The organism is Enhygromyxa salina, assembly GCF_002994635.1.
GTDB classification, from domain to species: Bacteria; Myxococcota_A; Polyangia; order Nannocystales; family Nannocystaceae; genus Plesiocystis; species Plesiocystis salina_B.
In genome coordinates this window covers 231,417-244,662 of sequence record NZ_PVNL01000135.1, presented here as the reverse complement: position 1 = coordinate 244,662, position 13,246 = coordinate 231,417, and the positions used below count along the sequence as shown (strand labels likewise).

At 69.1% G+C, this 13,246-nt stretch carries 12 protein-coding genes; 4 read left to right on the top strand and 8 right to left on the bottom strand.

The genetic code is table 11. The annotated features are described in order from the left end of the window. Window positions 1–3 precede the first annotated feature (3 nt). On the top strand, window positions 4–915 hold the full coding sequence (locus ENSA7_RS35250) for an alpha/beta hydrolase (protein ID WP_146158506.1): 912 nt from the start codon (window positions 4–6) through the stop codon (window positions 913–915). Here ENSA7_RS35250 and ENSA7_RS35245 read toward each other — a convergent pair. The 4 genes from ENSA7_RS35245 to ENSA7_RS35230 all read right to left on the bottom strand — a co-directional run bounded on the left by ENSA7_RS35245 (window position 912) and on the right by ENSA7_RS35230 (window position 5,088). Then, window positions 912–2,051, bottom strand: a complete 1,140-nt coding sequence (locus tag ENSA7_RS35245; protein ID WP_181234418.1) for an AAA family ATPase — start codon at window positions 2,049–2,051, stop codon at window positions 912–914. The two genes, ENSA7_RS35250 and ENSA7_RS35245, sit on opposite strands and share 4 nt — an antisense overlap. A gap of 71 nt (window positions 2,052–2,122) precedes the next feature. Then, complete coding sequence (locus tag ENSA7_RS35240) at window positions 2,123–3,094, bottom strand: homocysteine S-methyltransferase family protein (RefSeq protein WP_106093805.1); 972 nt, start codon at window positions 3,092–3,094, stop codon at window positions 2,123–2,125. Between the two features lie 7 nt (window positions 3,095–3,101). After that, entirely contained in the window at window positions 3,102–3,653 is a 552-nt protein-coding gene (locus ENSA7_RS35235; RefSeq protein WP_106093804.1) for a hypothetical protein, read from the bottom strand. 211 nt (window positions 3,654–3,864) lie between these two features. Then, a complete protein-coding gene (locus tag ENSA7_RS35230; protein ID WP_106093803.1) occupies window positions 3,865–5,088 on the bottom strand; it encodes a thiolase family protein in 1,224 nt (407 codons plus the stop codon). A gap of 124 nt (window positions 5,089–5,212) precedes the next feature. On the opposite strand from ENSA7_RS35230, the gene xth reads away from it, so the two are divergent. After that, entirely contained in the window at window positions 5,213–5,995 is a 783-nt protein-coding gene (gene xth, locus ENSA7_RS35225; RefSeq protein ID WP_106093802.1) for an exodeoxyribonuclease III, read from the top strand. Between the two features lie 45 nt (window positions 5,996–6,040). Here xth and ENSA7_RS35220 read toward each other — a convergent pair whose 3' ends face one another. After that, window positions 6,041–6,613, bottom strand: a complete 573-nt coding sequence (locus ENSA7_RS35220; RefSeq protein ID WP_106093801.1) for a hypothetical protein — start codon at window positions 6,611–6,613, stop codon at window positions 6,041–6,043. 140 nt (window positions 6,614–6,753) lie between these two features. Here ENSA7_RS35220 and ENSA7_RS35215 point away from each other — a divergent pair, with 140 nt between their 5' ends. Next, window positions 6,754–8,085 carry an APC family permease gene (locus tag ENSA7_RS35215; RefSeq protein WP_106093800.1) on the top strand — a complete coding sequence of 444 codons (1,332 nt, stop codon included), beginning with the start codon at window positions 6,754–6,756 and terminating at the stop codon, window positions 8,083–8,085. 57 nt (window positions 8,086–8,142) lie between these two features. Continuing rightward, window positions 8,143–9,270 carry a hypothetical protein gene (locus ENSA7_RS35210; RefSeq protein ID WP_146158505.1) on the top strand — a complete coding sequence of 376 codons (1,128 nt, stop codon included), beginning with the start codon at window positions 8,143–8,145 and terminating at the stop codon, window positions 9,268–9,270. Window positions 9,271–9,280: 10 nt separating this feature from the next. Here ENSA7_RS35210 and ENSA7_RS35205 read toward each other — a convergent pair whose 3' ends face one another. From ENSA7_RS35205 to ENSA7_RS35195, 3 genes are read right to left on the bottom strand one after another with little or no spacing between them, the layout of a single operon-like run. After that, window positions 9,281–10,075 (bottom strand): hypothetical protein, encoded by a 795-nt coding sequence (locus ENSA7_RS35205; RefSeq protein WP_146158504.1) that lies wholly within the window; start codon window positions 10,073–10,075, stop codon window positions 9,281–9,283. Between the two features lie 38 nt (window positions 10,076–10,113). After that, the gene (locus ENSA7_RS35200) at window positions 10,114–10,926 is read right to left on the bottom strand and encodes a hypothetical protein (protein ID WP_106093797.1); all 813 of its coding nucleotides are present in this window, start codon (window positions 10,924–10,926) and stop codon (window positions 10,114–10,116) included. After that, entirely contained in the window at window positions 10,926–13,235 is a 2,310-nt protein-coding gene (locus ENSA7_RS35195; protein ID WP_181234417.1) for a bifunctional salicylyl-CoA 5-hydroxylase/oxidoreductase, read from the bottom strand. Before ENSA7_RS35195 ends, ENSA7_RS35200 begins: the two co-directional genes overlap by 1 nt. Window positions 13,236–13,246 lie beyond the last annotated feature (11 nt).

Genomic DNA, 13,246 nt, shown 5'->3' with positions numbered 1-13,246 from the left:
AGCGTGAGCGCTGAGCCGTCGAGCGAGGTCGAGCCCCACCAGGCCCCCAGCCTGCTGCGCAAGGTCGTGCGGTGGAGCCTGCTGGCGACGGTAGGCCTGGTGCTGGGGCTGATCGCGCTGTTGTTGCTCCGGCCCGAGGGGCTGTTGTTCTACCCGAGCCCGCACCTCGGCAGCACGCCCAAGCAGATCGGCTGGGACTACGAGCGCGTCGAGATCACCACCGAGGACGGCCAGACGCTGGTGGGGTGGTTCCTGCCCGCCGAGCCAGCGCCCGGGGTCGAGCGACCGGCGTGGGTGGTCCTCTATTGTCACGGCAACGCGGGCAACATCGGCGGCCGCATCAACGTGCTGAGCGGGCTGCGTGAGCTGGGCCTGGCGGTGCTGATCTTCGACTACCGCGGCTACGGCGAGAGCACGGGCCGGCCCACCGTCGACGGCACGCGGCTCGACGTGCTCGCGACCTGGCGCTACCTGGTCGACGAGCGCGGCTACGACCCCAGCGAGATCGTGATGTGGGGGCGCTCGCTGGGCGGGGCGGTGGCGATCGACCAGGCCGCGCGGGTCAGCAAGGCCGGCATGCCCCCGGCCGCGCTGATCGTCGAGTCGAGCTTCACCTCGACCATGGACATCGGCAAGCAGGTGTACCCATGGCTGCCCGTCGGGTGGTTCGAGCGCAAGCTCGACTACCCCTCGCGCGAGCTGATCGCGACGGTCAACTCGCCGGTGCTGATCGCCCACTCGTCAGCTGACGAGCTGATCCCGGCGAGCCACGGTCAGGCCCTCGAGGCCGCCGCGGAGGCCGGAGCCGCGACGCGGATCGCGTTCGTCGAGCTCGATGGGGGCCACAACGACGGGCACCTGACCGAGCCGCGGTTCATCCCCACCGTCGCCGAATTCTTGGGTGCGGGGCGCTAGATAAAGCGCAGCTTGAGCCACGCCAGGCGCAGCAGCTCGCCGCCAAACTGCAGGCTGCCGCCGAGCTCGGCGACCAGCTGATCGTCGCACAGCTCGCGGACGACCCTGCGGATCGCGTCTTCGTCGATCGTGGTCTCCATCGCCAGTTGTCGACGCAGGTCGCTCACGGTCAGCGCGTGTTCTTCGGCGAGCGCGAGCTGATCGAGGATCGACAACGCGATGCCCTGCTTCGGCTGCTCGTAGTCGTCGAGCACGGGCGCGAGCTCGCGGCGCAGCGCCCACGGCTCGCGGTCGAGATCGGCGACGGCGGCGACCATGCAGCGCTCGAGATCACCGTCGACGATCGGCTTGCGGCGCTTGACGAAGTGGGCGACGGCGCAGTGGATCCAGCGCGGCACGTGGTCGCAGTCGTCGGCGAGCGAGCGGGCCAGCGCGGCGCGATCTCGGGCGGTGATGCTCTCGCCCAGCAGCAGCGACGTGACAAGCCGAGCGCCGGCCTCGGGCCGCAGCTGCTCGAGGGTCACGCGAGCGCAGCGCTCGAACAGTGAAGTAGACAGCGACGGCCGGACCCGCGCGAGCGTGCGATCCAGGTGCGTGTTGCTGATCAACAACAACCGGACCCGCGTGTCCGGGCCGCTGAGCTCGGCGAGGCTCTCGGTCAGCGCGAGCAGGTCGTGACTCTCCGCGGTGGCGGACGCCGACAAGAAGCGATCGACGTCATCGAGGACCAGCATCAAGCCGACCGCCCGGTCGTCGAGCTGGGCTTCGATCGCCGCGCGCAGGGCCGAGGTTGGATCACCCTCGAGCTTGGTGGCCGACACCTGGCCCTTGCCGTCGAGCACCGACGCGACCGCGGCACGAAGTGTCTCGCCCGCGTCGGGGTCCCGCGCGAGCGACTCGATGATCGCAGCCGCGGCCGCGGCTGGACCTTTGAGCTGGCCAAGCGAGATCCGCCGACCCGTCCACCCGGTCGGGGCGTCGGCGATCGCTAGTCGGGCGACCGTGGTCTTGCCGACCCCGGGGCGCGCGGTGAGGATCACGTTGCTGGTGACCAGCGCGGTCCAGAGCCGATCGACGTCGGCCTCGCGACCGATCACCTCACCGAGTTCCACCGCGCCGCTGGGATCCGCTTGCACGCAGTGACGATACGATCCGCGGCGGCCACGAGGGTGACGTTTTAGCTGCGCCCGCCCAGACTTCTGGGGTGTCAGGGAAGCAGCTGGGCCAGGCGCACGAATGCCTGCTCACGCGCGGCCTCGCTCGGCATCAGGCTGTGCTGCATGGCGGCGATGTAGTCTGGGCGCGAACCGCAGCAGGCGCCCGCGATGATCAGTCGGGGGCGTACCTTCATCCATGCCTGGATCTGCGCCGCGAAGACTTTGGGTCCAATGATGCGGTCGATCCAGACCCCGTCGTAGCGGCGCCGGCCAAGGTGCGGGCTGAAGCCGAGCGGGAGCTCGAGCTCGGCGCTCGCGCGGATGAGGGCATCGAGCGCGGCCGGGACCGCGTCGATCTGTGTGCAGTTGATCAGCAGCGCGTCAGGCACGCGGTGGGTCTCACTGCGCAGCAGCTGACCGAGATCTTCGAAGCTGTCCCCGCTGATCAGCCGGGTGCCGTCGGGGGCTGATTGGCCGGGAGTGGGGAGCCCGGCGACGACCGACAGCCACACCGGCAGCTCGACACCCGCGAGGCCCTCGAGCGCGAGGCGGGCGGCGTCCACGTTGGTGAAGGTCTCGAGCAGCAGCAGATCCACGCCCGCGTCGGCCAGTCCGTCGGCGTAGGCTCGATACTCGGCCCGGGCCAGCGCTCGCTCGCCACCGGGCGGTCGCGGCGGGATCGAGCCGGCGATCCGAAACCGCGTCATGTCCGATCCGCGCGCGCGCGCCCGGGTCCGAACCTGCTCGAGCACCTCGACGCTGCGGCGCGCGAGCTCGGCCTGGCGCTCGGCGACCCCGGCTTTCGCCAAGCTGGCGGCGTGGAGGCCAAAGCTGTTGGTGGTCAACACCTGGGCGCCCGCGCACAGGTAGTCCCAGTGGATCTGCTCGACCAGCTCGGGGGCGTCGAGCAGCGCCCGCGCGCTGAACAGCGGCCCACGCAGCTCGAAGCCTCGCTCGGCGAGCTCGGTCCCCATCGCGCCGTCGAGCAGCACGGGCGGACCTTGCTCGAGCGTGTCGGTCATCCCCGGCTCAACACTCGCCGGAGTCGGTCGTGCAACAGTCGACCGTGTTCATCAGGCAGAAGGTTGGATCACCCTCGGACGCCAAGGTCGGCATCGTGCGGCAGCCGTAGCCCTCACGCCCGCACTGGCTGTCGTTCTCACACGGGATGATGCAGGCCGTGAACAGATCCTTGGCGCCGACACAGGTCACGCCGCCGGCCGGGTCACAGTCGGCCGCGTCGTGGATGTAGGTCGTCATCGTGTCGGGCAGCTCGCAGTACTTGGTGCAGAAGCCCCCCGGCAGATCGTAGACGCCCAAGATATTGGTCACGCACTCGGCGTCCTCACCCAGCACGGGGGTGCAGTCGGACTTCTGCATGCACGGCGCTCCCCAGGCGTCCATGATCGACTCGGTCATGCCGTCCTTCTCGGCCCACTCGGTTCCGCAGGGCATGGCGCCGGTCGTCGTCGTGGTCGCGTCGGCGTTGGTGTCGGCCGAGTCATCACCGCCGTCGCAAGCGGGCACGAAGCAAGACAGCACGAGAGCGAGGCAAGCGGTGAGCAAGGCGGGGCGCGTCATGGCGGGCAGGCTAGATTCGTGTCGCTTCGATCGTCAAACGCGAAGCGGCTCAAAAACCGCGCACGAGCGTGCGCAGCGGGATTTGCGGGGAATTGTCAGCGGCCGGTTCGTGCGGCAACGGTCGCAGATCCGCTCGCTGGCAGGGCGCATCGAGTGCTGCCGTCACCAGACCGGACCGCGACGACGTCGACGCCGGCCTGACGCGAGTCGCTCAGCCTGTGCGCTGGAGCACAATCGCGATGCCCTGGCCCACGCCGATGCACATGCTCGCCAGACCCCAGTCGCCGCCGGTCCTGCGCAGGTTGTGGATCAAGGTCGTGGTGATGCGGGCGCCCGAGCAGCCGAGCGGGTGACCCAGGGCGATCGCGCCGCCGGAGGGGTTGACCTTCTCGGGGTCGAGCTTGAGCGCGCGGATGCAGGCCAGGGTCTGGCTGGCGAACGCCTCGTTGAGCTCGATCGAGTCGAGCGCGTCGACCTTCAGGCCTGCGCGCTGCAGCGCCTTGCGGCTGGCGGGGATCGGCCCGATGCCCATCACGTTGGGGTGCACGCCCGCGTGACCCCAGCTGACGATCCGGGCGATCGGCTTGAGCCCCAGCGCCTCGGCCCGGGCTTGGGACGTGATCAGCAAGGCCGCGGCCCCGTCGCTGAGCGGCGACGAGTTGCCGGCCGTGACGCTGCCACCCTTGCGGAACGCGGCGGGCAGCTTGGCCAGCTTGGCCAGCGAGGTGTCGCGGCGGACCGACTCGTCGAGGGTCACGCGCAGCGGATCTTTCTTGCGCCCCTGCGAGACGGTGACGGAGATGGTCTCGTCGTCAAACCAGCCGTCGTCTTGGGCCCCGGCCGCGAGCTCGTGGCTGCGCAGCGCCCAGGCGTCTTGATCTTCGCGACTGATGTCATGGCGCGTGGCCACGTTCTCGGCGGTGCCACCGAGCGACTCGATCGGGTACAGCGCGTCCATCTTGGGGTTGATCATCCGCCAGCCCAGCGCGGTGTCGAAGATCTGCGGCTTGTTGTCGAACGGTTGATCGCCCTTGGGCATCACGTAGGGCGAGCGGGTCATGCTCTCGACGCCACCCGCGATGTAGACCTCGCCCTCGCCAACCATGACGGACTTGGCGGCCTGAATGATCGCCTCCATGCCCGAGCCACACAGCCGGTTGACCGTCATGCCCGGCACCTCTTCGGGCAGCCCAGCGAGCAGCGCGGCCATGCGCCCGACGTTGCGGTTGTCCTCGCCGGCTTGGTTGGCCGCGCCGAAGTACACGTCCTCGAGATCTTCGAGCGCCGCGGGGTAGCGCTCCTTGAGCGCCTGGATCACGTGGGCCGCGAGGTCGTCGGCGCGCATCGACGCGAGCACGCCGCGGAGCCGGCCCATTGGCGTTCGCAGGGCGTCGACGATCACGGGCGTGCGGGCGGCATCCAGAGCTTCGGCCATTGCTCGTGCGTACCACGGGCTCCATGGGCGCCGCGTTCTCGACTGTTTGCGGACCCTCACGGGGCGGACCTCGCGTCGTCAGAACGCGCGCGTCGCGAACTCACGGGGGGTACTCTTCCCCCACATGTCCGCGCCCTTCTCCCTCATGACCTGGAACGTCAACTCGATTCGAGCCCGGCTGGACAACGTGCTGACCTACCTCGACGAGCACCAGCCGGACGTGGCGTGCCTGCAAGAGACAAAGGTCGAGGACCAGCTGTTTCCGCGCGTCCCGTTCATGGAGCTGGGTTACCAGGTCGCGCTCAACGGTACGAAGGGCTACGCCGGGGTCGCCACCTTGACCAAGCGCGCCAAGCCCGAGGACGTCCAGCTCGGGTTCGCCGAGGGCAAGCCCGACAAACACCGACGGATCCTGGCCTGCACGTTTGCGGGCGTGCGTATTTACAATCTGTATGTGCCCAACGGGACCGCGCTCGGGACCGACGCCTTCACCTACAAGCTCGAGTGGCTCGAGCGGCTGCGGGTCGAGCTGGCGACCCGGTTTAGCGCGGGCGACTCCGTGATCCTGTGCGGTGACTTCAACGTCGCCCGAGACGAGCGCGACGTGTGGTCGGTCGAGGCGATGGCGGGCTGCACTCACTTCACGCCCGAAGAGCACGCGGCGCTCGATGGCTTCGAGCAGCTCGGGCTGCGCGACTGCTTTCGCAAGCACGACCAGGCCGCCGGGCGCTTCACCTGGTTCGACTACCGCGACGGGTGCTGGGAGAAGAAGCACGGGCTGCGGATCGACTATGTGTACGCGAGCGCGCCCATGTACGAGCGGTGCGCCGAGGTCGTGCATGACTGGGAGCCGCGCGAGTGGGACACGCCCTCGGACCACGTCCCGGTCACGGCGAAATTTTCCTAGCGCGGGTCCGCGAGCAGGCGACCGTTCGCCAGCCGTCGGCGCGGCTCACCGCCGCAGCGGGTTGGCGTCGGGATCGACGTCCGGCGGCTGCAGATCCAGCTCGCGCATCAGCGACTTCATCTGGGCGTAGGCGTCGTTCATGAGCGCGCGCTCGGTGGGATCCCCCGCGTCGGCCCAGGCCGAGAGCGCGGTGAACGAGCCGGTCGCGCGGTTGTAGAGCTCAGCCTCCTCGCGCGGGCTGAGCTTGCGATCGTTCTCGACCGCGGCCTCGAGCTCGTGGAGCACCTCTTTGAAGCTGGCGATCGCCTGGTCGGCGTCCAGATCACCGGGGTCGCCCTCGGGCGGCGGCTGCGGGATCGCGACCTGCCGGCCGTCGTCGTAGTCCCGGCCGCTGCTGTGCAACGGACGCACGAAGCGAGGCGGGCGGGCTCGGGCAGTCTGGCCGGAGCGATCTTTGTTGGCCATCCGCTCGAGGCCCTGCTCGAGCTCGGCCTGGGCGGGGTCGGGCCGCAGCGCCCGCCAGGTCAACAGCGCGGCGACCAGCGCGACCACGCCGCCGACCGCGATCAGCAGGTGGTCGACGCGGATCTTGAGGTTGCTGAGGCGGGGTGAGCTCATGGCGAACGGTCGGGCACGGACCAACTCGTGAGGAGCTGAAGCCTATCAGTCTGACGAGTCGAGTACAGTCGCCGCGCGCTGGCCGGCTCGCTGGCGGCGTGCTCTCATCCTGCCGCGAGCCTGGGACCAGGCTTTGTGCCATGAGCGCCTCGACGCCCGAGACCGAACCAACCGCTGCGCCCCAAGCCGCGCTCGCGCGGGTCGTCGGTGTTCCCGGCGCCGTGTTGATGGGGCTGGGCTCGATCCTGGGCACGGGGATCTTTGTCAGCATTGGCATCGCCGCAGGCATTGTTGGGCCGTGGGTGGTGCTCGCGGTCGCGCTCGCCGCCGTGGTCGCGCTGTTCAACGGTCTGTCGAGCGCCCGGCTCGCCGCGAGTCACCCGGTCAGCGGCGGCACCTACGAATACGGCTATCGCTACCTGAACCCGACGTTGGGGTTTAGCGCCGGGTGGATGTTCCTGTGCGCCAAGTCGGCGTCTGCGGCCACGGCGGCGCTGGGCTTCGCTGGCTATGCGCTGATCAATTTCGGGATCACCGATGACCGAGCCCGCGTCGCGCTGGCGGTTGGCGTGGTGGTTGGCTTGACCGCGATCGTGGCCGGCGGAATCCAACGATCGAACCGGGCGAACACGATCATCGTGCTCGTGACGCTCGGCTCGCTGATCGTGTTCGTGATCGCCGGCCTGCCCAGCGCCGTGTCCGGGTTCAGCGGGCAGTTCACCGCGTGGGACGGCGACTCGCTCGAGCCGTCGAGCTTGCTGCACGCCACGGCCTTGATGTTCGTCGCGTACACGGGCTACGGCCGGATTGCGACGCTGGGAGAGGAGATCCGCGAGCCATCGCGGAGCATTCCGCGGGCGATCGTGGTGACCCTGATCGTGAGCATGGCGTTGTACGTCGCGGTCAGCTTTGTCGCGGTCGGCAGCTTGGGCGCGGGCCCGCTCGCGGACGCGACCCAGGCCGCCGCCGCCCCGCTCGAGCTCGCGGCGCGAGGGTTTGGGCGGACCAGCGTGGCGTGGCTCATCGCGCTCGGTGGCGTGACCGCGATGTTGGGGGTGCTGCTCAACTTGCTGCTTGGGCTGTCGCGCGTGGTGCTCGCAATGGCGCGACGTGGCGACATGCCGAGCGGCCTCGCGGTCGTGTCCGCGCCGCACAGCTCTCCCCGGCGGGCGGTGATCGGCACGGGTGTGCTCATTGCAGCGATCACCCTGGTCGGCAGCGTGAAGCTGGCCTGGTCATTCAGCGCCTTCAGCGTGCTGGTCTACTACGCGCTCACCAACCTCGCCGCGCTGCGGCTGCCCGCGGACGCGCGCGGCCATACCCGGTGGATCCCCGGTCTGGGCCTGATCTCATGCCTTGGCCTCGCGTTTTGGGTTGAACCAATGATCTGGGCGACCGGGCTGGGCCTGATCGCCGTCGGTCTGGTGTGGCACACGATCGGGCAGCGCTACCGGGCGCGGGCCGGTACTTAGCCAGCCCAGCCGTTTTTCCACGCCCGAACCCGGCCACGATGTTGGTATGCTGGGCGCATGCGCAAGCTTGCCCTGGGTTTCGCCGGATTGTCTGCGTTGTTGGTTGGCCTGACCCTCGAGGGCTGCAAGGACGCCTGCGTGATCGGGGCCGAGGGCTGCGAGTGCACGGGCGGGGGCGCCTGCGACCCGGGCCTGACCTGTCTCAGCGGGCTGTGTGTCAACGCGGGGCCCAACCCCGATGACCAGAGCGGCAACGACGAGACCAGCAGCAGCAACACCACCGACCCCGGCGACGGCGACCCAACTGGCGACGGTGACCCGAGCGGCGACGGCGACGGCGACGGGACCAAGCTCGACACGCTCGATAGCGAGACCGGCGGTCCGTGCGTCGATACCGGCTGCAAGAAGGTCGACATGCTGGTTGCAATGGACGGCTCGCTGTCGATGCTCGAGGAGATCAACGCGCTCAAGGATGGCCAAGCGTTCTTGTCGATCGTCAACACCCTCGAAGGCCTCAACTGCGGCGGCATCGACTATCGCATTGGCGTGACCGGCGACAACAACAACGGCTGGGTGGTCCCCAACAATTGGGCGGATCCCAACCCCTGGTTCGACAGCGACACGTATACGCCCGCGCAGATCTCCGTGCACTTTCAGGCCGCGGCGACCAAGGTCGGAAACAGCGGGGGCGCGGCGGTCGGGTGCGAGCACGTGCTGACGACAGCCGTCGACTTGCTGGGCAACGACAACAGCGGGTTCTCGCGCGACGACGCGCTGCTGGTGGTGGTACTCATGAGCGACGTCGACGACTACGGCTGGTACGATCAAATGGGCGGCAACATCTGTGGGGTCGGCTGCAACGTGGCCGGCCAGCCGGTACCGGTGCTGTATGACACGCTCGTTGCGCTCAAGGGCGGCGACTCAGCCGGGGTTGCGGCGATCGTGATCGCGGGGAACCCCGCGGCCAACGCAGGTGTGAACTTCTGTCAGCAACCGCAGAGCTGCGGGGCGCCCGTCGAGGCGTACCACGCCGAGCGACTCTACGAATTCGCGGATCTGCAGGCCGGCATGAACGGCTTCACGGCGGATATCTGCGACGGGCCAACCGCGGTGCCCGACGCCGTTCAGACCGCGCTCGCAGACAACATCGACCTGGCGTGTCAGGAGTTCCAGCCCGAAGGCTGAGCTCGACGAGTCAGTCTGGCAGGGGACGGCGCGCCTTGATCAGCTCGCCGTCCTCGCCGTACGACCAATCGCGCTCGTAGTCCCACTCGGCGGGGGCGAACACGTCCCACAGCGCTTGGGTCAGGGCCAGCGCGACGTCGGCCTCGCGCGAGCCTTGCTCTTCGCAGTCGCGGTGGTAGTAGCGTCGCAGCCGGGCCGAGTCGCGCAGCTCGACGAGCAAGACTTCGTAAAAATCGGGATCGCTGGGATCGCTGCCGAGCTCGGACACACCGCGCAGGGTCCACAGCTCGTGGGCTTCGAAATTGGCGAGCGCGGTGTCCCAGGTGTGGCCGGCGGGGAAGTGGACGCGGCAGCCCTCGACGTCGCTCTCGCCCGCGCGCACGGCCTCGGGGCAGTCGACCCAGTCGTCGATCTCCATGTGGACATAGTGCGAGTTGTCGGACTCCGGGGCCGCCGTCCACCACACCCACGCGGCGCCACGCAGCGCGCCAGCTTCGGTCCACAGGCGCAGCGCGAGCCGGCGCTCGGGTCGGCGGTAAAACACCCGGACTTCGTAGTTGTCGGGTGCGATCGTCAGATCTTCGAGGGCCGGGACACCGAACGCTTCGAGCAGGAGCGCGCGCTCCTCGAGGATCGTCGCAATCCCGGGCGCCGACTCGCTGGCCGGCTGCAGACCGGGGCTGGCCTCGGCGGGGATCTTGGTGACGGGCTCGGGGATCGGCTCGGGCGTGACCGGCGGAGGCGGGGGCGCGCACGCGAACACGAGCGGGAGCACGAGGAGCGAGGCGAGGGGGGCACGGGACACGGTGAGCTACGGTCGCTGAACCTCGCTGCGCGATCAAGTCACGGCTGCGGCTCGATCACAAACGACTCTTTGTGGGTCATCAGCTGGGCCCCCACCATGTCGCGGATCCTGAGCTCGAGCTGATAGTGCCCCGGCCCCGGCACGGCCACGTGACCGGTGATCCGCCCGCCGCCGCTGCCGGACTGCGCCTGCGGAAACCGAATGTCATCATCCTCGGTCTGCCGGTACACCTCGTTGCCCGCGGCGTCCCGCACGGTCTTCGCAATCATCACATGGTGCTCACGCAGCAGCGCCTCGAGGCCCTCGAGCGCCAGCTCGTACGAGACCTTCGCTGGATCGAGCGCGCCCTCGACGGGCTGCCCCTTGGCGTCGAGGTAGCGAAACTCGGCGACCCGCAGCGAGCCAGCGGCGGCCTCGGCTGCACGGTCCACGAGCACCTGCCACTGTCCGCGGTCAAACTCGAAGCCCTCGAGCTTGCCGTTGACGGCGGTCACGCTCAGCCCCACTTCGCCGTGGCCGAACCGGACCAGGTACCGCCGATCTACGCCACCCGCGACCGGTTGCTCGGACTCGAGCTCGAGCGACTCGACGGCGCCGAGCCAGTCGAGCGTCGCCGTGATCACGGCGAGCTCACTGGCGCCGCGGCGCTCGAGATCACCAGCGAGCGCGGCATTGCACAAGCCGAGCGCGGCCTCCAGATCACCCGCTCGCAGCGTGGCGAGCAGCTCCCCGGTCAGCTGATCCGTGGGATCCTGCGCGGCCACGGGCGCACGGGTCGAGCCAGACCGCTCACAGCCAGCCACGCACACCAGCGAGAGCGCGAGCACCAGCGATGAGATCCCCCGCGGCATCACTCGTCCGGCCCGCGCCCGTGCTGCGCCGCGACCAGATCCGCGACCGACATGCCCGCCCGATACTGCTCAGCCCATGGCACCTTGCGATGCCAGCCCTGCTCCGCGGCCGCGTGCAAGGTCAGGTAGGGGTCGTAGAGGTGCGGGCGAGCCAGGGCGCACAGATCCGCGCGACCCGAGACGATGATCGTGTTGATGTGATCCCACCCCTGAATGTTGCCGACCGCCATGGTTGCGACGGTGCGCAGCTCGTTGCGGATCCGATCCGAGAACGGGGTCTGAAACATTCGCCCGTAGATCGGCTTGGCGCCGGGGTGGGTCTGGCCCGCGGACACGTCGATCAGGTCGCAGCCGTGCTCGTGGAACATGCGGGCGACCGCGACGGCGTCGGACTCGGACAGGCCATCGGGCATCCAGTCGGTCGCGGAGATCCGCACGGACATCGGCTTGGTGCTGGGCCAGACCTCGCGGCAGGCGTCGAACACCTCGAGCGGGAACCGCATGCGGTTGGCCAGCTTGCCGCCGTACTCGTCGGTCCGCACGTTGGTGAGCGGTGAGATGAACCCGGACAGCAAGTAGCCGTGGGCCGCGTGGATCTCGATCAGATCGAACCCGGCCGCGAGCGCGTGCTTGGCCGCGCGCACGAACTGTCCGCGGATCTCGGCGAGGTCGGCCCGGGTCAGCTCGCGGGGGGTCTGCGAGCTGTCGTTCCAGGGGATCGGCGAGGGCGCGACCAGCTCCCACGCTCGCTCGGGCGGGAGCGGGCGCCCGCCCTTGGCCAGGATCTCGGTCGCCCCCTTGCGGCCCGCGTGGGCCAGCTGAATGCCGATCTTGGCCCGGCTGTACTCGTGCACGTAGTCGACCACGCGCTTCCACCCGTCGCTCTGGGCCTGCGTCCACAAGCCCGTACACCCGGGGCTGATCCGGGCCTCGGCGGACACGTCGGTCATCTCGCACATGACCAGCCCGGCGCCACCGGTCGCGCGGCTGCCAATGTGGACCAGGTGCCAGTCGTTGGGCACGCCGTCGTGGGCTGAATACATGCACATCGGGCTGACCACGACGCGATTGTCGAGGGTCATGTCCTTGAGCGTGAAGCTGTGGAACATCGGCGGCGGCGCGGGCTCGGTGTCCGCGACCGGCTCGCCGACGTGGGCCGAGAACCACCGATCCAGGCCGTCGACATAGGCCGAGTCGCGGATCCGCAGGTTCTCGTGGGTGACCCGCTTCGAGCGCGTCATCATGCTGGCGACGAATTGCTCGGGCTCGAAGTGCTTGTAGCGCGAGATGTCCTCGAACCACTTTTGACTGACCGACGCGGCCCGCTGCAGCTTGGCGACGTCCAGCCGTCGGCGCCGCTCGTAGACGATCAACGACTCCTGGGCGCCGCGGCTGGGCTGCTCGGTCAGCGCCGCGACCAGGTGGATCGCGTCTTCCATCGCCAGCTTGGTCCCCGACCCGATCGAGAAGTGTGCGGTGTGAGCCGCGTCGCCGATCAAGACCGTGTTGCCGTGGTGCCACTGCGCGCACGAGAGCGTGGGGAACGACAGCCAGCGCGAGCGGTTGCCGAGCAGCTTGGCGCCGCCGAGCTCCTCGGCGAACAGCTGCTCACAGTAGGCGATGCTCTGGGCCTCGTCGGCCTCGTGGAGGCCGGCGTTGCGCCAGGTCTGATCGTCACACTCGACGATGAAGGTGCTGGTGTCGACGTCGAACCGGTAGGCGTGGACCTGGAACAGCCCGTGCTCGTTCTCGCGGACCAGGAACGTGAAGGTGTCCCACAGCTTGTCGCTGCCCAGCCAGATGAACCGCGCGGTGCCGGGGACGATCGTGGTCTGAAACGTGTCCTCGTAGCGGGCCCGGATCCTGGAGTTGATCCCGTCGGCGGCGACGACCAGGCCGCAGTCGTCGAACCGGCTGATGTCGTCGTCGATCTCGGTGTCGTACTCGATCGTGACGCCGAGCTGCTCGGCGCGCGCCGCCAAGATGTCGAGCAGCTTGACCCGCCGGATCCCCGCGAAGTCGTGGCCGCCCGAGTTGATCACGCGGCCCTTGAAGTGCACGTCGATCGCCTCCCACCGGGCGAACGCGTCGCGGATCGCGTTGAAGCTCTCGGCGTCGGCGTCGGCGAAGTGGCCCATGGTCTCTTCCGAGAACACGACCCCCCAACCCCAGGTGACCCCGCGCGGGTTCTTCTCGACCACGGTGATCTGCGCGGCTGGGTGGGCCTTCTTGAGCAAGATCGCCGCATACAGCCCCGCGGGTCCCGCTCCGATGATGCCGACTTTCGGCGGATCAGACACTTCACTCATCGCCGCGCAGT